At 66.6% G+C, this 20,012-nt stretch carries 17 protein-coding genes; 6 read left to right on the forward strand and 11 right to left on the reverse strand.

Features of this window, described 5'->3' with window-relative positions; all coding sequences use genetic code 11:
• Positions 1 to 23 precede the first annotated feature (23 nt).
• From ACWKSV_RS05940 to ACWKSV_RS05950, 3 genes are read right to left on the reverse strand one after another with little or no spacing between them, the layout of a single operon-like run.
• Positions 24 to 335: a hypothetical protein gene (locus ACWKSV_RS05940; RefSeq protein ID WP_076716531.1), complete on the reverse strand. Its 312-nt coding sequence runs from the start codon at positions 333 to 335 to the stop codon at positions 24 to 26.
• Positions 332 to 1,012, reverse strand: coding sequence for a phytanoyl-CoA dioxygenase family protein (locus tag ACWKSV_RS05945; protein WP_076716533.1), 681 nt, complete (start codon positions 1,010 to 1,012; stop codon positions 332 to 334). The genes ACWKSV_RS05940 and ACWKSV_RS05945 overlap by 4 nt, the downstream gene beginning before the upstream one ends.
• The gene (locus ACWKSV_RS05950; RefSeq protein WP_076716535.1) at positions 1,009 to 2,265 is read right to left on the reverse strand and encodes a M24 family metallopeptidase; all 1,257 of its coding nucleotides are present in this window, start codon (positions 2,263 to 2,265) and stop codon (positions 1,009 to 1,011) included. The genes ACWKSV_RS05945 and ACWKSV_RS05950 overlap by 4 nt, the downstream gene beginning before the upstream one ends.
• Before the next feature lie 76 nt (positions 2,266 to 2,341).
• Between ACWKSV_RS05950 and ACWKSV_RS05955 the strand changes: the two genes are divergently transcribed.
• Positions 2,342 to 3,673: a dicarboxylate/amino acid:cation symporter gene (locus ACWKSV_RS05955; RefSeq protein ID WP_076716536.1), complete on the forward strand. Its 1,332-nt coding sequence runs from the start codon at positions 2,342 to 2,344 to the stop codon at positions 3,671 to 3,673.
• Between the two features lie 17 nt (positions 3,674 to 3,690).
• On the opposite strand, the gene ACWKSV_RS05960 is transcribed toward ACWKSV_RS05955, so the two are convergent.
• The 6 genes from ACWKSV_RS05960 to ACWKSV_RS05985 all read right to left on the reverse strand — a co-directional run bounded on the left by ACWKSV_RS05960 (position 3,691) and on the right by ACWKSV_RS05985 (position 11,057).
• The gene (locus ACWKSV_RS05960) at positions 3,691 to 4,317 is read right to left on the reverse strand and encodes a glutathione S-transferase family protein (RefSeq protein ID WP_056437494.1); all 627 of its coding nucleotides are present in this window, start codon (positions 4,315 to 4,317) and stop codon (positions 3,691 to 3,693) included.
• Positions 4,318 to 4,856: 539 nt separating this feature from the next.
• Positions 4,857 to 5,702, reverse strand: a complete 846-nt coding sequence (locus ACWKSV_RS05965; RefSeq protein WP_237243374.1) for a class I SAM-dependent methyltransferase — start codon at positions 5,700 to 5,702, stop codon at positions 4,857 to 4,859.
• Between the two features lie 72 nt (positions 5,703 to 5,774).
• Positions 5,775 to 6,848, reverse strand: coding sequence for a recombinase RecA (gene recA / locus ACWKSV_RS05970; protein WP_042482753.1), 1,074 nt, complete (start codon positions 6,846 to 6,848; stop codon positions 5,775 to 5,777).
• A gap of 93 nt (positions 6,849 to 6,941) precedes the next feature.
• The gene (locus ACWKSV_RS05975; RefSeq protein ID WP_076718211.1) at positions 6,942 to 7,778 is read right to left on the reverse strand and encodes a 4-(cytidine 5'-diphospho)-2-C-methyl-D-erythritol kinase; all 837 of its coding nucleotides are present in this window, start codon (positions 7,776 to 7,778) and stop codon (positions 6,942 to 6,944) included.
• Between the two features lie 41 nt (positions 7,779 to 7,819).
• Positions 7,820 to 9,373, reverse strand: a complete 1,554-nt coding sequence (locus ACWKSV_RS05980) for a hypothetical protein (protein WP_237243375.1) — start codon at positions 9,371 to 9,373, stop codon at positions 7,820 to 7,822.
• A gap of 28 nt (positions 9,374 to 9,401) precedes the next feature.
• A complete protein-coding gene (locus tag ACWKSV_RS05985; protein WP_076716538.1) occupies positions 9,402 to 11,057 on the reverse strand; it encodes an electron transfer flavoprotein-ubiquinone oxidoreductase in 1,656 nt (551 codons plus the stop codon).
• Between the two features lie 143 nt (positions 11,058 to 11,200).
• On the opposite strand from ACWKSV_RS05985, the gene ACWKSV_RS05990 reads away from it, so the two are divergent.
• From ACWKSV_RS05990 to moaB, 3 genes are all read left to right on the forward strand, one after another.
• The gene (locus ACWKSV_RS05990; protein ID WP_076716539.1) at positions 11,201 to 11,959 is read left to right on the forward strand and encodes a uracil-DNA glycosylase; all 759 of its coding nucleotides are present in this window, start codon (positions 11,201 to 11,203) and stop codon (positions 11,957 to 11,959) included.
• Positions 11,956 to 13,821, forward strand: coding sequence for a lytic transglycosylase domain-containing protein (locus ACWKSV_RS05995; protein ID WP_076716541.1), 1,866 nt, complete (start codon positions 11,956 to 11,958; stop codon positions 13,819 to 13,821). The genes ACWKSV_RS05990 and ACWKSV_RS05995 overlap by 4 nt, the downstream gene beginning before the upstream one ends.
• Before the next feature lie 231 nt (positions 13,822 to 14,052).
• Positions 14,053 to 14,580 (forward strand): molybdenum cofactor biosynthesis protein B, encoded by a 528-nt coding sequence (gene moaB / locus ACWKSV_RS06000; protein ID WP_056437505.1) that lies wholly within the window; start codon positions 14,053 to 14,055, stop codon positions 14,578 to 14,580.
• Here the strand turns inward: moaB and ACWKSV_RS06005 are convergent, their stop codons facing one another.
• Positions 14,581 to 14,913 carry a VOC family protein gene (locus tag ACWKSV_RS06005; RefSeq protein WP_056437508.1) on the reverse strand — a complete coding sequence of 111 codons (333 nt, stop codon included), beginning with the start codon at positions 14,911 to 14,913 and terminating at the stop codon, positions 14,581 to 14,583.
• A 102-nt stretch (positions 14,914 to 15,015) separates the two neighbouring features.
• Here ACWKSV_RS06005 and ACWKSV_RS06010 point away from each other — a divergent pair, with 102 nt between their 5' ends.
• A complete protein-coding gene (locus ACWKSV_RS06010) occupies positions 15,016 to 16,083 on the forward strand; it encodes a PA0069 family radical SAM protein (RefSeq protein WP_076716544.1) in 1,068 nt (355 codons plus the stop codon).
• Between the two features lie 48 nt (positions 16,084 to 16,131).
• Positions 16,132 to 16,266 (forward strand): hypothetical protein, encoded by a 135-nt coding sequence (locus ACWKSV_RS06015; protein ID WP_257787190.1) that lies wholly within the window; start codon positions 16,132 to 16,134, stop codon positions 16,264 to 16,266.
• 241 nt (positions 16,267 to 16,507) lie between these two features.
• Here the strand turns inward: ACWKSV_RS06015 and dnaE are convergent, their stop codons facing one another.
• Positions 16,508 to 19,999: a DNA polymerase III subunit alpha gene (gene dnaE, locus ACWKSV_RS06020; RefSeq protein ID WP_076716546.1), complete on the reverse strand. Its 3,492-nt coding sequence runs from the start codon at positions 19,997 to 19,999 to the stop codon at positions 16,508 to 16,510.
• Positions 20,000 to 20,012: the final 13 nt, after the last annotated feature.

Below are 20,012 nucleotides of genomic sequence, written 5' to 3' on the forward strand. Positions count from 1 at the left end.
CTTAGGCGAGGTTTCGCGCGCGCTCAAGCGCCCGCGCGTTCGGCTCGTTCCGTCGCATCGTCGCGAGCAGCGGGGCGACGCCACCAGAGATACCGGATCAGGACGAACCCCAGGCCATCGCCAACCAACCGGCCAATGGGATGCCCGGCCATATCGGCCGCATGCTCGAACCGCCCCAGCGTCAAGCCCACGGCGAACAAGATGGCGGGCAAGCGCGGCTCGGTCACACCGAAAACGCGGCCGAGGAGCCAATAGGCTAGCGCACAGATGATGACGGCGTTCAGCAGGCCGTTGGCAAAGCCCACCAGCAGTTCGATCACGAGATCGATCGTCATGACAGTCTCTCCTGCCCGTCCGTGCCCCAGCGCAAACCACCCGGCAAGCCATCCGCCGAGAGGTCGATCTGCAAGACCCGCCGGTGCCGCCCGGGTCCGGCGCGGGCCGAGGCGTGAAGGATCAGCGTGCGGTACAGCCAAACCTCGCCCGCCCCGGCCAGACAAACCGCCTCGCCCAGCTGACCGACGACGCCTTCAATCGCATCCTCGGCGATCAGGCCCAGCCGATGCGAACCCGGTGCGACCAACAGCGGCGCATTGTCCGCATCGACGGGATCGAGATGGAGGCGGACCGTGACCATGCGTTCCAGCAGCGACACCGGCGGCGCGACATGGACGCGGCCCCGCTTGACGGTCCATGGCCCGAACCCCGCAACCTCGCGTCGCTCCACCACCTCGATGGTCCGGTCCTGGTGCCAGCCCAATGCCCAGTTCGCGCCGTCCTGCTTGTCGAACAGGATCGCGCGGACCGGCCGCACGCCTTCGCCGACGACCAGCCCAATCGCGGCGCAGAGCCGGCGCACGGCGGACAATCCGGCGGCGCGGGCCGGATCGATCCGCCGTCCCGGACACCCGCCAGGCCAGTCGGCGAACAGCGCCGCCAGTTCGGCCAATTCCCCGTCATCCAGCCGCGAGGGCCACAGGGCATAGCCGCGCGCGTCCAGCTCGGCGATCATCCGATCGGCGCCTCGATCGCCTTGGGCGGCGTCGAGAACCAGGCCGGACCGCTATCGGTCATGTGGAAGCAATCCTCGATCCGGATGCCGAACTTGCCCGGCAGATACAGCCCGGGCTCGTTAGAGAAGCACATGCCCGCAGCCAGCGGCGTCGCTTCGCCATGCACGAGGTTGACCGGCTCATGCCCATCCATGCCGATGCCATGGCCGGTCCGATGCGACAGGCCGGGCAAGCGATAGCCGGGACCATAGCCCTGGCCTTCGTAGAAACGCCGCACGGCATCGTCGATGCTGCCTGCGGGCGCGCCGATCCGCGCCGCCGCGCGCCCGACCTGCTGGCCCTTCGTCACCGTGTCCCAGACCTTGCGCTGTTCCGCGCTGGCGCGGCCATGGACCCAACTGCGCGAGACGTCGGACTGATAGCCCTGTACCGTGCATCCGCAGTCCATCAGCACGACCTGCCCGTCCGCCACCCGGTGGACCTGCTTGCTGCCATGCGGATAGGCCGAGGCTTCGCCGATCAGCGCCATGCTGAACTCCGGTGCGCCGCCCAGCTTGCGGGTGGCGGCACTCATCAGCGCGCCGACCTCCGCGCCCGTCATGCCCGCCTCGACACGGGGATATACCCAGCGATAGGCCGCCATCGTCACGTCCGTCGCCATCTGCATCAGCGCGATCTCGGCGGGCGTCTTCACCATCCGGCATCCGCGCACCACCGGATTGGCCGAGACCAGCCGCATGTCGGGCAGCAGCTTTCGCATCCCGTCGAATGCGAAGAAGCGCGCCGTTTCCTCGATCCCGACCGGGCGGTTCGCCAGTTTGCGGTCGCGCAGGAACCCCGCGACGACGGCCAGCGGGTTCTCGTCCTCCTGCCACACCCGCACCTCGGCGGGCACGGCCAGCGTCTCACGGACCGAGGGCTCCTCGAAGAACGGCGTGACGATGCACGGCTGACCCTCGACCGGGATGATCGCGGCGGTCAGCCGCTCGCTGCGCCACCATTGGACGCCGGTGAAATAGACCATGGTCGAGCCGGGCTCGATCAGGATCGCGCCGATCCCGTTCGCCTTCATCAAAGCCTGCGCCCGTGCCAGCCGCCGCGCCCGTTCCTCCGGGCCGATCGGCACCGCCCCGCCGGTGACGTCGGACAGCGCCGACAGGTCCGGCTCCGCCGCACGCAGCAGTCCCGGCCGGACGAGGAACGGCAGGGCGGCGGCCGCGATCATCGCGCGGCGGGACAACAGGGTCTGCATGACGGTGACGATAGAATTCTTGACCTGAGCGCCGCAATGCCCTTGGCTCGCCCGCGGATTTTAATTTGGGGTATGCATGGCCAAGCGGCTGACCTTGTACATCTTCATCGGCCTCGTCCTGGGGCTGATCGTAGGGCTCTCGCTCAACCTGTCATTGAATGACGGCAGCGCGGCGGCGACCGCGCAACTCAAGACGATTGCGGGCTATTTTGCGATCGTCACCGGCCTGTTCCTGCGCCTGATCAAGATGATCATCGCGCCGTTGGTCTTCGCGACCCTAGTGTCGGGAATCGCACAGATGGGCGATACCAAGGCGCTGGGGCGGATCGGGGTGCGCTCGCTCGCCTGGTTCATCTCGGCCAGCCTCGTCTCGCTCAGCCTGGGCATGTTGCTGGTCAACCTTCTCCAGCCCGGCGTCGGCCTCAACCTGCCGCTGCCCGCCGTCACCGCCGATAGCGGGGTGGTGAAGGCCGGGTTCGACCTGCAGAAATTCGTGACGCACCTCGTCCCCGCCTCTCTGATCGAGGCGATGGCGACCAACGAGGTTCTGCAAATCGTCATCGGCTCGCTGTTCCTGGGCGTCGCGATCACGGCGGTCGGCGAGCGCGCCGCGCCGCTGGTCCGTGCGGTCGATGCGCTGGTCGCGGTGATGTTGCAGGTGACGGATTACGTCATGCGGGTCGCGCCGATCGCGGTCTTCGCCGCCGTTGCGGGCACGCTGACCGAGCAGGGCCCATCGGTGATCGGCAAGCTCGCCATCTTCATGGGCAGCTTTTACCTGGGCCTCATCCTGTTGTGGTGCGTGCTGCTCGGCATCGCGGCGCTGTTCATCGGCCCGCGGGTGCGCGACCTGATCGCGCATATCCGTGCGCCGCTGATCCTCGCCTTCTCGACCGCGTCGTCCGAGGCCGCCTATCCGCGCATCCTCGAGGGGTTGGACCGGTTCGGCGTACCACCGCGCATCGCCAGCTTCGTTCTGCCGCTCGGCTATTCGTTCAATCTCGACGGCTCGATGATGTACATGACCTTCGCGTCGCTGTTCATCGCCCAGGCGTACGGCATCGATCTTTCGATCGGGCAGCAGATCACGATGCTGCTCGTGCTGATGGTCACGTCGAAGGGGATTGCGGGCGTGCCGCGTGCCTCGCTGGTGGTGATCGCGGCGACCATGCCGATGTTCAACATTCCCGAGGCGGGCTTGCTGCTGATCCTGGCGGTCGACCATTTCCTCGACATGGGCCGCTCGGCGACCAACGTCATCGGCAATGCGGTGGCGAGTGCGGTCATCGCCAAGTGGGAAGGTCCGCTCGATCCCCCCGAGCCGGTCGATGTGGCGTCGCTCCACGCCCCTTCGGGAACGCCCCCGAAGGATGCCCCCGACAGCTTCCGCCAGATCGGGGGGCATTGATCGTCGGACCCTATGCCTCACGCATAGGCATAGGGTCCGCCCTTGGCGAGCGCCGCCTGATAGGCCGGGCGGGCGTGGATACGCTCCAGCCAGGCGATGGTGGCGGGGCGGCGCTCGTCCAGCCCGGCGCGGGACCGGGCGGCTTCCAGCGGGAAGCTCATGATGATGTCGGCCGCCGTCATCTGCTCGCCGGCAAACCAGGGCGAGCGCGCCAGTTCGCTCTCGACATAATCGAGATGGCGGTCGACCATCGGCTGGAACCGCTTCATCGCCACCTTGCCCATGACCGGGATGCGGCTGAGCACCAACGTGACAAACAGCGGCGGCATCAACGATCCTTCGGCATAGTGCAGCCAGAAGCGCCAGCGCTGCATCGCCTCCCGGTGCGCGGGCGGGCCCAGGCGGCCATCGCCCTTGCCGACCAGATATTCGATGATCGCGCCCGTCTCTGCGATCACCAGTCCGTCATCCTCGATCACCGGCGACTTGCCGAGCGGATGCACGGCGCGGAGGTCGCGCGGGGCCAGCATCGTCTTGGGATCGCGCTTATAATGCTTGACCTCATAGGGAAGACCCAGTTCCTCCAACATCCACAGGATGCGCTGCGACCGGCTGTTTTCCAGATGATGGACGATGATCGTCATGGCTTTTCCCCTCGATTGCGCGGCTCAACGCGCCAAGGGGGATAGCGGACGCATTGGGGGACCGGTCCTGTGTTGCAGGTTCGAAAACTCAGCGAAAAGATCGCTGCCCAGATCCGCAACCGGCTTCTTCGTCCCTCTTCTCTGGACAGGGGCGAGGATTAGCGGAGCTTGTCAGCGCGCTGGCTAGCGGTTGAGCGAGCCTTCGGCTCGCCCGCTCGCTTACGCGAACGACCACCCCTCACCCAGCTTCGACTAGGCCTTTGCTTTCGCAAAGACCATGTCTGCGCAACCCTCTCCCCACTATGAGGGGCGAGGGAAGAAGAGGACGGCTGAATGTCGATCCACTCTAGATCGATCCACCCCTTCCCTTCAGGGGAGGGGCCGGGGGTGGGGCGCTTCCGCAAACGCCGTATCTGTGGTGATTCCTTACCCCAACCCAGCACCAGGTCGAGCAGGCTCCCAGCCTGATCTAAACCGCGCGGGGTGCGGTTTACCTGATGCTCCTGAAGAGGAGGAGCGCGACTCGGGTCGCCCCTATGTCATCCCGATCCAGATCCGCCATTGCCATGCGCAACGGCCCGCCAGATCCATGCCGAGGCGGGCAACGCAATCCGGTCGCCGGTGCGATACCGCAACAGCGCTTCCCGCAAGGCCGTCTCCATCCGCCGCCGTTCATCGGGGGCTGCCTGCGCCAAGGCCCGTGCAGCGGGGCCGATTTGCGACAGGAAGGACAGCGCATCCTCGACCGGATCGTCGCCTTCGCCCACCACATAATCGAATGGCACACGTGCGGCACTGTCAGGCCGCCATCCGCTTTCCATCAGCCACGCGCCGACCTGATTCACGTCGGCAAAGGCAAAGGGGCCGGGCGCGTAACTCTCGTCCTGCGGGGGAGCGATACCGATCACCGCATCCGCCAGCGTCGCGAAACCATTCTCGGCGCGTTCCGCAAAGCAGGAGAAGACCAGCCGCGCCCCGTCACGTGCGGCGTGTCGCAAGTTGGTGAGCGCCTCGACAGGATCGGGGAAAAACATCACGCCATGACGCGAGCATAGCAGATCGAACGGCCCTTCGGCCGCCGCCACGGTCAGCGCATCGCCGCACCGGAAACGCAGGCTATCGCCAGCCGCGTGGCCCGCCCGCGCCTGTGCCACCGCCACCAATTCCGCCGAAAGATCGACGCCCGTCACGCGCAATCCCGGCCGCGCCGTCCGGAGCGCCAGGCTGGTCCCCCCCGCCCCGCAACCGATATCGAGCGCATGCCCCCGTTCGGGCGCGACCGATGCGATCGCAGCATCAAGGTGACGCGACAGGTCCGCCAGGCTGCGGTCGGTCCGGCGCCATTCCGCAGCCCAGACATCGCCGACCCGCCCCCGCCAATCCATTCCGCCCGTCACGATCCAGCCCCCGATGCTCTCAAACAAAAAGGCCCGCCATTGCTGGCGAGCCCTATAGTCTTAGATGTCGTCCTCGGCATCGGGGCCGGTCATCATCTCCTCGGCGACCTTTTCGGTCCGCTGGCGGATCGCGCGTTCCAAGCGGTCGGCCATGTCGGGATTGTCGCGCAGGTAATTCTTGGCGTTCTCACGCCCCTGCCCGATGCGGACCGAGTCGTAGGAGAACCAGCTGCCCGACTTCTCGACCAGACCTGCCTTGACGCCCAGGTCGAGGATCTCACCGATCTTCGAAATGCCTTCACCGTACATGATGTCGAATTCGACCTGCTTGAACGGCGGTGCGACCTTGTTCTTCACGACCTTCACGCGGGTCGCGTTGCCGGTCACTTCCTCACGATCCTTGATCGCGCCGGTGCGACGGATGTCGAGCCGGACCGAGGCATAGAATTTCAGCGCGTTGCCACCCGTCGTCGTCTCCGGGTTGCCGTACATCACACCGATCTTCATGCGCAGCTGGTTGATGAAGATCACCATGCAGCGCGAACGGCTGATGGAGCCGGTCAGCTTGCGAAGCGACTGCGACATCAGGCGGGCCTGAAGGCCGACATGGCTGTCGCCCATCTCGCCCTCGATTTCCGCGCGCGGCACGAGCGCGGCGACCGAGTCGACCACCAGCACGTCGATCGCGTTCGAGCGGACGAGCGTGTCGGTGATCTCCAGCGCCTGCTCGCCGGTATCCGGCTGCGACACGATCAGCTCATCGATATTGACGCCCAGCTTCTTGGCATAGACGGGATCGAGCGCGTGTTCGGCGTCGACAAAGGCAGCGGTGCCGCCCATCTTCTGCGCCTCGGCGATGACGTGCAGCGCCAGCGTGGTCTTGCCCGAGGATTCAGGGCCATAGACCTCGATCACGCGGCCGCGCGGCAGGCCGCCGACACCAAGCGCGATGTCGAGGCCGAGCGAGCCGGTCGAGATCGCCTCGACCTGCATCGCTTCCTTCTGGCCCAGCTTCATCGCCGAGCCCTTGCCGAATGCCCGGTCGATCTGGGCGAGTGCGGCGTCCAGCGCCTTTTGCCGGTCTGCGTTTGCGGTTGCCATGCCTGTTTCGATCACTTTCAGATTGGCGGCCATCAGATGCTTCCCTCGCTAGACCAACCTTGTGGTCCATTCAACGCATCTGCAATGTATGTGTTTTGTTCCATGAGAACAAGATGCGAACAAAGCCTATCGCAAAAAAGTCGGCAGCGCCCACCAACCCTGTATCCGCGCCGCATCCGCTGCCGCATCGCGCGCGTCGGTATCGGCGAAAATCGCAAAGCAGGTCGCGCCCGATCCCGACATGCGCGCCAGATCGACGTCCGGTGCACTCGCCAGCAAGGCCAGCACCGCGTCGATCTGCGGCGCGATGGCACGGGCGGGCGGCTCCAGGTCGTTGCGCCCCGCCGCCGCGACGCTCATCACATCACCCTGCCCTAACGCCCCCCGGTCCACACCGTCCCAGCGCCCGAAGACCGCCGCCGTCGACACAGCCACGCCCGGATTGACCAGCAGGACCGGCCGCTCGCCCAGCGACTCCAACGGTTGCAGCGCATCGCCCTTCCCCTCGCCGCGCGACGTCCGGCCGAGCAGACAGGCGGGAACATCCGCGCCCAGCTCGGCCGCCAAAGCAAACAGGGCGGGGTCATCGGTCGATTTGCCGTGCAGCCGCGCCAGCGCGCGCAAGGTCGCCGCCGCATCCGCCGAGCCGCCGCCAATGCCCGACGCGACGGGAAGATGCTTGTCGAGCGTAATGGCATGCCCCTCGCTCACCCCGAACCGCGCGCAAAAGCCACGCGCCGCCCGCATGACGAGATTGTCGTCCTGCGACTCGCCCGACAGCACGCCGGCGAACGGCCCCGTCAGCGTGAGGCTGGGTTTGTCCGCCTGCTCGACCGTGACGACATCGCCATCACGGCAAAAGGCGAACAGCGTCTCCAATTCGTGATAGCCATCCTCACGACGACGGCGCACATGGAGCGCCAGGTTGATCTTGGCCGGGGCGGTTTCGACGATAACGGTCATGACCATCCCATGCGTCGCACGCGCGCGCTCGGCAAGGCCGGTCAGCCCGCGATCTTGGCGGCCAGCTTCGCCTGCTCCGTGTCGTCCGCCGTCAGTGCCGCGGCGCGCCAGGCATAGCGTGCCTCGTAACGGCGCCCCAGCGCCCAATAGAGATCGCCCAGATGGTCGTTGATCTCGCTATTGGCGGGCTCGGCCATGGCGGCGCGTTCGACCAGCGGCAGACCGCGCTTGGTCTGCCCGGCCTTGTGATAGGCCCAGCCGAGCGAATCGGTGATCGAGGCATCGTCGGGGGCCAGCTTGCTCGCCTTTTCGAGCAGCACGAGCGAGCCCGGCACGTCCCTGCCCTGCTCGATCCGTGCATAACCCAGATAATTGAGCGCCAGCGGCTGGTCCGGGCCAAGCTCGACCGCCTTGGCGAGCGCCACATCCGCCTCGTCCTTGCGCCCGGCCTGATCCAGCGCCCCGCCATATTGCAGCCATGCCGCCCAAGGCAGGGCCAGGTCGGCGCGGGTGACGCGCTCATACCAGGGCACCGCATCGGCCGGGCGCTTGGCGGCGATCAACTGGTCGGCATAGACCTGCCAATCGTCGAGGCTGGAATCCCTGGCGGTCGCCAGCCCTTGCGCGAGCATCAGCGCCTCGCCCTGTCGCCCCGCCTCGGCGAGCAGGCCGATGCGGACGATCGCGGCGCGGTGGGCGAAGGCGCCGCGCGGCCGCACGTCCCTGATCGCGGCGATGGCGGCATCCCACGCCTCGTCCTTCGACAGCGCCTCGGCCATGATCAGCCGGGCGCGGTCATTGTCGGGGTCGGCGATCAGGGCGGTGCGGGTCAGGGCGATGACCAGCGGGCGCGGCCCCTCGCTCGCCAGTTCGCCGCCGATCCGCACCAGCAGTTGCGACACGCCGAAACCGAGATCGGGCTTGGCGCCCAGTGCCTTGCGATCGGCCAGGACAAGCGGATCGCTGAGCAGCGCGCGGGCATTGGCCTCGTCGCCGCGCCCCGCCACGATCTCGGCGGCGGCGATCCGGGTGTCGGGGGCCGCGCGCATCGTCTCCAACAGGGCACGGACCGAGGCCGGGTCGATCCGCTTGCTCGCCAGCGCCAGCAATAGGCGATGCTCGTCGGCCAGCCGCTTGGCCACCGGTTCCTTGCCCGCGCTGTCGAGGCCGGGCTCGACCGGCTGCTTGCGGTCCCACGCGGCCCAGGCGCGCAACACCGGCGACAGGATGCGCAGCGCGCCGCCATCGATCCGGGTCAGCGCGGCGTCATATCCCGCCCGGTCGCCTTTGCGCGCCGCGATCGCCAGGTCGAGCAGCGCGACGTCGAGCGGCGCGACATTCTCCGCCTCCATCACCCGCGCGGACTTCAGCGCCAGCGGCACGTCGCCGCTGGTCATCGCCTCGCGATAGGCGCGCACCGCGACGGCGGGGTCGTCGGGCCAACCGGCCAGCGCAACGGCATAATCGTCGCTGGCCGCCGCCGACCGCCCTTCCGACGCCGCGACCCGCGCCGCCAGATAGGCTGATAACGGCGATCGGGGCACCTCCACCGCCGCCAGCGCCGACGCGGACCAGCAGGCCCCGACCAGCAACAATCCGGTCAGGGCACGGGAAAACGGACGCTTACATATTGGGATAATTGGGTCCTCCGCCACCTTCCGGCACCACCCAGTTGATGTTCTGGGTCGGGTCCTTGATGTCGCACGTCTTGCAATGGACGCAGTTCTGGGCGTTGATCACGAATTTCGGATCGCCTTCTTCCACACCCACCACCTCGTAAACACCGGCGGGACAGTAGCGTTGCGCAGGCTCGTCGAACAAGGGCAGGTTGTGCGCGATCGGCACATCCGCGTCCTTCAGCGTCAGGTGGACCGGCTGGTCCTCTTCGTGATTGGTGTTCGACAGGAACACCGAGGACAGGCGGTCGAAGGTCAGCACGCCGTCGGGCTTGGGGTAATCGGGCTTCTTCACCTGATCCTTGCGCCACATGCTTTCGTGATCTGGCTTGTGCTTCATGGTGAAGGGCATCTTCAGGCCGAAATGCTCAGCCCACATGGTCGCGCCCGCCAGACCCGAGCCCAGCGTATCGCCATATTTCTTGACCAGCGGCACGACGTTGCGGACGGTCGACAGCTCCTTGTAGAGCCAGGACGCGCGGAACGCCTCCGGATAATCGGTCAGCTCGTCACCCTCGCGCCCGGCCTGCACGGCGGCGAAGGCCGCCTCGGCCGCCAGCATCGCCGACTTCATCGCGCCGTGCGTGCCCTTGATGCGCGGCACGTTCAGGAAGCCCGCCGAACAGCCGACCAGCACGCCGCCCGGGAAGGTCAGCTTCGGGATCGCCTGAAGCCCGCCGTCATTGATCGCGCGCGCACCATAGGAGACGCGCTTGCCGCCCTTCAGCAGTTCGGCGATGACCGGATGGGTCTTCCACTTCTGCATCTCCTGGAACGGGGAGATATAGGGGTTGGTGTAGTTGAGCCACGTCACGAAGCCGAGCGCGACCTGCCCCCCCGCCTGGTGATAGATGAAGCCGCCGCCATTGGCGTCATGCCCCAGCGGCCAGCCCTGGGTATGGATCACCCGGCCCGGCACATGCTTGGCGGGGTCGATGTCCCACAATTCCTTGATGCCCAGGCCATAGACCTGCGGATCGCTGTCGCGGGCCAGATCGAACTGGCGGATGATCTCCTTGGACAGGTGACCGCGAACGCCCTCGGCGAAGAAGGTGTATTTTGCGTGCAGCTCCAGGCCCGGCTGGTAATCGGGCTTGCGGGTGCCGTCGCGCGCGATGCCCATGTCGCCGGTCGCGACACCCTTTACCCGACCATCCTCGTGGAACAGGATTTCGGCGGCGGCGAAACCGGGGAAGATCTCGACGCCCAACTCCTCGGCCTTGCCCGCCAGCCAGCGGCACAGATTGCCGAGGCTTCCGGTGTAGGTGCCCTTATTGTGCATGAAGGGCGGGGTCAGCGCGTGCGGCAGGTTGCGCTGCTTCGTCGCGCTCAGGATCCAGTGGAGGTTCTCCGTCACCGGAACCTCGGCCAGCGGACAGCCATCCTCGCGCCAGTCGGGCAGCAGCTCGTCGAGCGCGATCGGATCGATCACCGCGCCCGACAGGATATGCGCGCCGACCTCCGATCCCTTTTCGAGGACGCAGACAGCCAGCTCGCCACCCTGTTCGGTCGCAAGCTGTTTCAGGCGGATCGCCGCCGACAGGCCCGCCGGACCCGCGCCGACGATCACCACGTCATAAGGCATCGATTCGCGTTCGCTCATGGCATCCTCGCTTTTTGACCGCGCCGCTGCCGTAGCGTCCCGTTTGGCGGGCTCGTCCGGGCGCGGACTGAAAACATCTTGTCCTGACAGCCGATCCGACAGATTGACGCGCACGTCAACCTTGCAGCATGGGCTTACCCCATATGGGGGCTCTTCCAACGTTCGACACCGCACCGTTTGATGGTGCACTGGCCGCCAGCGTACTGGACTGGTGGCATGATGCGGGCGTCGACCTGCTGGTCGAGGATGACCCCCGCGACTGGACGGCGCCGGAGCCGGTGCGCGCGCCGCTCGTCATGCCTGGCCAGGCGCCCGCCGCCGCCCTGCCCGTCGCGGGCCCGGCGAGCTCGCTGCCCGATACGCTGGAGGCGTTCCTGGCCTGGCGTCTTTCCGATGCCGCGCCGGAGGCGACATGGGACGGCATTTCGCTGACCGCGACCGGGCCCGCCGATGCCGCGCTGATGGTGCTGGTCGACTGTCCCGACCGCGATGACGGCGATGCCGGTCAGATCCTGTCGGGTGCGCCGGGGCGGCTGTTCGACCGGATGCTGGCCGCCATGGGCCTGTCGCGCGAGACCGTCCATGTCACCTCGGTCTGCGCGCGGCGACCGATCGCGGGACGCACGCCCGCCGGGGTGGAGACGCGGCTGGCCGAGATCGCGCTGCACCATGTCGGGCTCGTCGCCCCGCGCGGGCTGCTCCTACTCGGCAATGCGGCGAGCCGTGCCGTGCTCGGGACCGAATTGACCGACGCGCGCGGACATTCACATGTCATTGACCATAAAAGCGGAAAAACGAACGTCGTCGCCACGTTCCACCCGCGCTTCCTGATCGAGAAGCCGATGGCGAAGGCGGAAAGCTGGAAAGACTTGCAAAGGGTCATGGGGGATTTGCGCGCATGAAGCTGGGCCGGACGATCGCGAAGGGCGCGACCATCGGGGCTTTGTTGACGGTCGTCGGCGGTGCAGCCCTTGCCGCCGAACCCGTCCCCAACGCCGACGTCCGCAGCCCCGCCGCGCTCAAGGCCCCGCCCGCCATCCCCGCATTGCTCGATGCCGATCAGAAGGCGGGCTATATGCGCGTCTTCGCGGCGATCCGGGACAGCCGCTGGACCGACGCGCAACTCGAACTCGACGCGCTCAAGCCCGGTCCGCTCCACGCCATCGCGCGCGCCGAACTCTACACCGCCAAGGGTTCGCCCAAGGTGGAGGTCGAGCGGCTGGTCGCCCTGCTGAACGAAGCCCCCGAACTGCCCCAGGCCGAGCAGCTGGCCCGCCTCGCCCGCTCGCGCGGCGCGCATGACCTGCCGCCATTGCCCGAGGCGCACACGCTGATCTGGCAGGACGGCGCGCCCCGCCGCACCCGCGCCAAGAGCGTGCGCAGCGACCAGATCGCCGCCGATCTGGCCGTCAAGATGCAGCCCTTCGTCAAGGCGGACGACGGCCCCTCCGCGCGCGCGTTGCTCGAATCGACGCAAGGCCTGTCGCCCGAGGCGCTGACCGAGTGGCAGCAGAAGGTCGCCTGGATCTATTTCCTCAGCGGCGACGATGCCAATGCCCGCATGCTGGCGGCGCAGGCCGCCGAAGGATCGGGCGACTGGGCCGTACAGGGTCGTTGGACCGTCGCCCTGTCGGCATGGCGGCAGAATGACTGCCAGGCCGCCGCGACCGCGTTCGAGGGTACGGCGGCGCGCGCCACCGATGTCGATCTGCGCGCCGCCGCGCTTTATTGGGCCGCGCGCGCCGACATGGTCTGCGGCCGTCCCGACAAGATCGAGGGCCGCCTGCGCTCCGCCTCGCAATTCCGCGAGAGCTTTTATGGCCAGCTCGCCCGCCAGGCGCTGGGAATGCGCGGCGATCGCGAGCCCAAGGGGCAGCTGGTCGCCACCGACTGGGCCGCGCTGGATCGCCGCCCCAATATCCTGGTCGCCGCCGCGCTGGTCGAAGTCGGCGAAACCGACCTTGCCGATCAGGTCATCCGCCAGCAGGCGCGGATCGGCCAGCCGACCGAGTTCCGCAGCCTCGTCCGCCTCGCCGAGTCGCTGGACTTGCCTGCCACCACCGTCTGGCTGGCGCACAACTGTCCGGCAGGCGTGACCGCCACCGCCGAGGCACGCTATCCAACGCCGAACTGGGCACCCGACAGCGGCTGGCGCGTCGAAAAGGCGCTGGTCTATGCCCATACGCTTCAGGAAAGCGGATTCCGCAACAAGGTGGTCAGCCCGGCGGGCGCCTATGGCCTGATGCAGATCATGCCCGCCGCCGCGACCGATTTCGCGCGCGAGCGCGGTGTGTCGATCGATCGCAGCGCGCTGACCAAGCCGTCGACCAATATGGATATCGGCCAGCGCCATCTGGAGCGCCTGCGCGACATGACCGGCGTGACCGGCGGCCTGCTGCCCAAGGTGATCGCGGCCTATAACGCCGGGCCGAAGCCGGTCGGCGAATGGAACAGCTTGGTCCACGACAATGGCGATCCGCTGCTCTATATCGAGAGCATTCCCTATTGGGAGACGCGCGGATACGTCACCATGGTCCTGCGCAATTACTGGATGTACGAGGGCCAGACCGGCAAACCGAAGTCGCCCAGCCGGGCGGCATTGGCGCAAGGGCTGTGGCCACGCTTCCCGGGCCTGCCGGGTGCCTCGGCGATCCGCCTGCAACGCCCGAACGTCGCACAGGCGAGCGTAACGCCAAAGACGACCCTGGCACTGAATGCGACCGTCAGCCCGCAGTCGAATACGGCGATGCCTCAGGCGAACTGATCCCGGCCAGAGGATTCCCTTGGCCTTCGACTTCGCTCAGGCTGAACGGCGGATGGGGATTTTGGCTTTACCACAACCTCCGTTCGCGCTGAGCGAAGTCGAAGCGCACGCGGATACAATCCTCTCGCATTATGACTGCCCCCCCAACCCCATTCAGCTTAAGCGAAGTCGAAGGCCACGCCCCACCACCAAAGCCGCCCCCAAAACTCGCGCCGAGACGTTCACTCCGCCATGCCCATCGACACGACCCGCAGCTTCACTCCTGTCCGCATCGCAGTGCTGACCGTATCCGACACCCGCTCGCTGGCCGAGGACCGGTCCGGCGATACGCTGGCCGGTCTGCTCGCCGATGCGGGTCATGAACTGGCCGATCGCACCATCCTGCGCGACGATGCCGACCAGATCGTCGCCCAACTCAACCACTGGATCGACGATGCCAGCATCGACTGCGTGCTGACCACCGGCGGCACCGGAGTCACCGGCCGCGACGTCACGCCCGAAGCCGTCGAACGCGTTGCGACCAAGATGATACCCGGTTTCGGCGAACTCTTCCGCTGGCTGAGCTATCAGACCATCGGCACCTCGACCATCCAGTCCCGCGCCTGCGCCTGTGTGGCGCGCGGCACCTATATCTTCGCGCTCCCCGGCTCGACGGGTGCGGTCAAGGATGCGTGGAACGGCATCTTGCGCGACCAGCTCGACAGCCGCCACCGTCCCTGCAACTTCGTCGAGCTGATGCCCCGCCTGCTGGAGCGCTGATCAGTCTGCCTGCATCGCCGCCAATTCATGCCCGTCGACATCGCGGAAGTGAAAGCGCCGACCGCCGGGAAAAGCGAAGATCGGCACCACGATCGACCCGCCCGCCGCCTCCACGGCGGAAAGCGTCGCCTCAAGATCGTCGACACGGATGACCGGCAGCGGGGCCTTCACCTTGTCCGATGCGGCATCGAGCCCGACATCGGTATCACCGCTCATCGTCGCGGCATAATCCGGCCCAAAGTCGGTGAAGGTCCAGCCAAACGCCTCTGCATAAAAATGCTTCGCCGCCGCCCGATCACCGACCGGCAATTCGAGATATTCCAGACGCGCCATTCGACCCTCCGTTCTCAATACGTTCCAATAATGATCGAATGGCTGCGGCGTAGCAAGCGTCCTATGCTTGCCCATTTGTTCCATTTATGTTCTACTCCAGCCATGTCGAAGATCGCGTCCCGAGGGGCCACCAACAACGCGACGAGCCGACGCTCCGCCCTGCCGGAGCGGGAGGCGGACGGCGACTGGCTTGACGCCCAGTCGCTGGTCGACGGCGCGCCGCCGCCGCTGCGAACCAGCGTCACGGTCCTGACGCCACGGACGATCCTGACCCGAAACACGTCCCCGGACGTGCCGTTCAACCAGTCGATCAACGCTTACGCAGGTTGCGAGCATGGTTGCATCTACTGCTTTGCCCGGCCGACCCATGCCTATCACGACCTGTCGCCGGGGCTGGATTTCGAGAGCCGGTTGTTTGCCAAGCCCGATGCCGCCACTTTGCTTCGCGCCGAGCTGGCCAAGCCCGGCTACCGCGTCGCGCCGATCGCGCTGGGCACCAACACCGACCCTTATCAACCGATCGAGAGCGAATGGCGGATTACCCGATCGATCCTGGAGGTACTCGCGGAGACGGATCATCCGGTGGCAATCACGACCAAATCCGACCGCGTGGTGCGCGATATCGATATCCTGGCCCCGATGGCGGCGAAGGGGCTGGCGACCGTCTGCGTCTCGGTCACCTCGCTCGATACCAAGGTCGCGCGCACCGTCGAGCCACGTGCGCCCACGCCAGAGCGACGGCTGGCGGCCGTGGCGAAGCTGGCGGCGGCGGGTATCCCCACCTATGTCTCGATCGCGCCCGTCATTCCCGCGATCACCGATCATGAGATCGAACATCTGGTCGCCCGCGCGGCGCAGGCGGGGGCGCGGCACGCCTTCTTCATTCCTATACGCCTGCCGCACGAGGTCGCCCCGCTGTTCCGCGCCTGGCTCGACACCCACTATCCCGAACGGGCGGGCAAGGTGATGGCGATCATCCGGTCCTTGCGGGGCGGGCGGGACAATGATCCCGATTTCTTCACACGGATGAAGGGGCAAGGGCCATGGGCGGAGTTGCTTCGGGTCCGCTTTCACCGTGCCTGTAGGCTGCATGGGCTGAACCAGGATCAGCCCCGGCTCGATACCAGCCTGTTCCGTCCGCCGAGAGGCCCACAGGGTGAGCTATTCTGAGGATCGTCCTGCCTCTCCAAGGCGTTATGCGATGGAAGGAGAGATGCCATGATGACCGATCCCGAACAGACCAGCCCGGAAAACCTGCCCAATGAGGATGAGGCCGATACCTCCGGTGGCGGCTATGGCAACCACGGTGAGGCCGGCGAAGAGGAACAGGATCGCCGCGAAGTCGGCGGCTGATATCGGCTGGGCCCGTGTCGAGAGCTGCCGCGAAGGCCCGGTTCCTATCGTCCAATCAGGCCACCCACGCCGCCGAAAGCCGGGGTCCAGTTACGACGCGATTGGCACAAGCTACCCACGTTTGCACAACTGGATTCCGGCCTTCGCCGGGATGGTGGAAGACCTTCGCGATGACAAAGGACCATCACCCGCTTTCGCACGACATACGGGGTCCGCCGCACATCGGCCGATACGCGCGCGCTTAACTCACCAAGGCCAACCGCGCTTCGGACGACTTCATCGCCACCGCCTTCACCCCCGGCAAATCCTCAATATGGCTGGCCAGTTCGGCGTCGAGCAGGAAGTTACGGCCGAGCGTCAACAGCGTGTCGCCGTCCTGCCCCTCGATCCGCGCGCGTACTTCGCCCCGGCCGTTGCGCAGCGGGTCCAGCATCGCATGCAACGCCTTGAACGCCACCTTGTCGGTCACCGTCACTTCCACCACGAACTTGGCGGTGCTCGCGAGGCCGTCGAACAGCTGGACGCGCTTGATGCTGACGCGCGGCGCTTCCTCGCCCGGTCGGCGATCCAGCTCGACGGTGATGAGCGCGCAATGCCCCTCCTTGGCCGCCTTTTCCAGATCGGCCGCCACCGAATCGTCGAAACAGGTCGCCAGGAACTGCCCGGTCGCATCCGATAGCTGCGCCATCATGTAGCGCTTGCCGCGTGCCGAGGTACGCCAGCGCGCATCCTCGACCAGCGCCGCCATGGTCGCGCCGATCCGCGCCCCGTCATCAGGGATGATCAGCTCGGTCAGCGAGGTATAGGTCCGCGCGCCGTGCATCTTGGCGATATGCGCATGGCGATCGACGGGATGCGCCGAGAAATAGAAGCCGAACGCCTCCTTCTCCTGCTCCATCCGCTGCGACAGGGTCCAGCGGGTGCCGGTCGGCAGCTTGATCGCGTCGCCCGCCACCTCGGTCTCGCCGAACAGGCCGCCCTGCCCGCTCGTCCGCCCCTCATGAGTGCGCGCGGCGATGGCGAGCACCGTTTCGGCCACCGCGTGAACGCCCGCCCGGTTGGGCTCGATCCCGTCGAAGGCGCCCGCAGAGGCCAGGGTCTCCAGCTGGCGCTTGTTCATCAATCGCGGGTCGACCCGCTTGGCCAGCGCATCGAGCGAGGCAAAGGCACCGCCCGCCTGTCGCTCGACGACCAGCTTCTCCATCGCGCCTTCGCCCACCGACTTCAGCGCGCCCAGCGCGTAGCGGACGGCCAGGCCATCCTCATGCGGCTCGACATCGAATTCGGCCTGGCTGGCGTTGATGCAGGGCGGCAGCATCGTCACGCCCAGACGCCGCGCGTCGTCGACGAAGATGGCCAGCTTGTCGGTCAGCGCCATGTCGTAGCACATCGACGCGGCATAGAATTCATGCGGGTGATGCGCCTTCAGCCATGCGGTCTGATAGGCGAGCAGCGCATAGGCGGCCGCGTGGCTCTTGTTGAAGCCATAGCCCGCGAACTTGTCGATCAAGTCGAACAGCTCATTGGCCTTTTGCGCGGGAATGCCGTTCACCTCCTGGCACCCCTTCACGAAGATGGCGCGCTGCGCGTCCATCTCCGCCTTCACCTTCTTGCCCATCGCGCGGCGGAGAAGATCGGCGCCGCCCAGCGAATAACCCGCCAGGATCTGGGCGGCCTGCATCACCTGTTCCTGATAGACGAAGATGCCGTAGGTCTCGGACAAAATCTGTTCGAGCAGGGGGTGCGGGTAGATGATCTCCTCGGTCCCCTGCTTGCGGCGACCGAAGCTGGGGATATTGTCCATCGGGCCCGGCCGATAGAGCGACACGAGCGCGATGATGTCGCCGAAATTGGTCGGGCGTACGGCGGACAGGGTGCGCCGCATCCCTTCCGATTCCAGCTGGAACACGCCGACCGTGTCGCCCTTCTGGAGCAGGCCATAGGTCGCCTCGTCATCCCAGGCGAGCGCGCCGAGATCGACCTCGACCCCACGCTTGGCGAGCAGCTGCACCGCCTTTTGCAGAACGGACAGCGTCTTCAGGCCGAGGAAGTCGAACTTCACCAGCCCCGCGCCCTCGACGAACTTCATGTCGAACTGCGTGACCGGCATGTCCGAGCGCGGATCGCGGTAGAGCGGCACCAGCTGCGCCAGCGGCCGGTCGCCGATCACCACACCGGCGGCGTGGGTGGACGAGTGGCGCGGCAGGCCCTCCAGCTTGGTGGCGAGATCCAGCAGGCGGCGAACCTGATTGTCGTTGGCGTACTCCTTCGCCAACTCGGGCACGCCGTTCAGCGCGCGCTTCAGGTCCCAGGGGTCGGTCGGGTGGTTGGGCACCAGCTTGGCGAGGCGGTCGACCTGGCCATAGCTCATCTGGAGCACGCGACCGGTGTCCTTGAGCACGGCGCGCGCCTTCAGCTTACCGAAGGTGATGATCTGCGCGACCTGATCGCGGCCGTATTTCTCCTGGACGTAGCGGATGACCTCGCCACGCCGGGTTTCGCAAAAGTCGATGTCGAAGTCGGGCATCGACACGCGTTCCGGGTTGAGGAAGCGCTCGAACAGCAGGCCCAGCTTCAGGGGATCGAGATCGGTGATGGTCAGCGCCCAGGCGACGACCGAGCCTGCGCCCGAACCACGACCCGGACCGACGGGAATGTCGTGGTCCTTGGCCCATTTGATGAAGTCGGCGACGATCAGGAAGTATCCGGGGAAACCCATCTGAATGATGATGTCGACCTCGAACGTCAGGCGTTCGTGGTACGCCTCGCGCCAGCCGGGTTCGCCCTCCCCTTCCAGCTCGGCGATGCGGTCGAGCCGGGCGTTCAGGCCGGCGGTCGCGTCGCGGCGGAGCATCGCCGCCTCGCCCTCGCGGTCGCCCGCAAGACTGGGGAGGATGGGCTTGCGCCACGGCGCCATTACCGCGCAACGCTGGGCGACGACCAATGTGTTCTCGATCGCTTCGGGCAGATCGGCGAATAGCTGCTTCATCATCTCGGCGGGCTTGAGCCACGCCTCGGGACAGCTTTTGGGGCGGTCGTCCATTTCGACATAGGTCGAATTGGCAATGCACAGCATGGCGTCATGCGCATCGCGGAAACCGCTATCGGTGAAACAGCAAGGGTTGGTCGCGACCAGGGGAAGGTCGCGGTCATAGGCCAAGTCGATCAGGTCCTGTTCGGCGGCCATCTCGATGGGATCGTCGCGGCGGGCGAGTTCGACATAGAGCCGGTCGCCGAAGATCGTTTGGAGCCGGTCGGCATAGGCTTTCGCCCGATCCGGCTGCCCCTCGGCGAACAGGCGGGCGATACCGCCCTCGCCACCGGCGGTCAACGCTATCAGGCCCTTGCTGAACGTCTGCAACGTGTCGAAGCCGACATGCGCGGCGAGTTCGATCGGGCGGTCCAGATGCGCCGCCGACACCAGCGCGCACAGATTGTCATAACCGGTCACGTCCTGCGCATAGAGCGCGATCCAGTCGACCACCGCGCCGACATTGTCGGGCATGTCGGGACGCGCGATGCCTAGCATCGTGCCGATGACCGGCTGCACGCCCGCCTTCTTCGCGGCGTCCGAAAAGGCCATCGCGGCATAAAGGCCGTTGCGATCGGTCAACCCGGCGGCGGGAAAGGCATTCGCCTTGGCCTGCGCCGCAATCGCCTTGGGATCGATCGCGCCGTCGAGCATCGTGAAGGAGGAAAAGATGCGAAGCGGCACATATCCGGAATGCATCATCCACCCCTACCCG

It is taken from the genome of Sphingomonas sp. SphC10 (assembly GCF_057004845.1).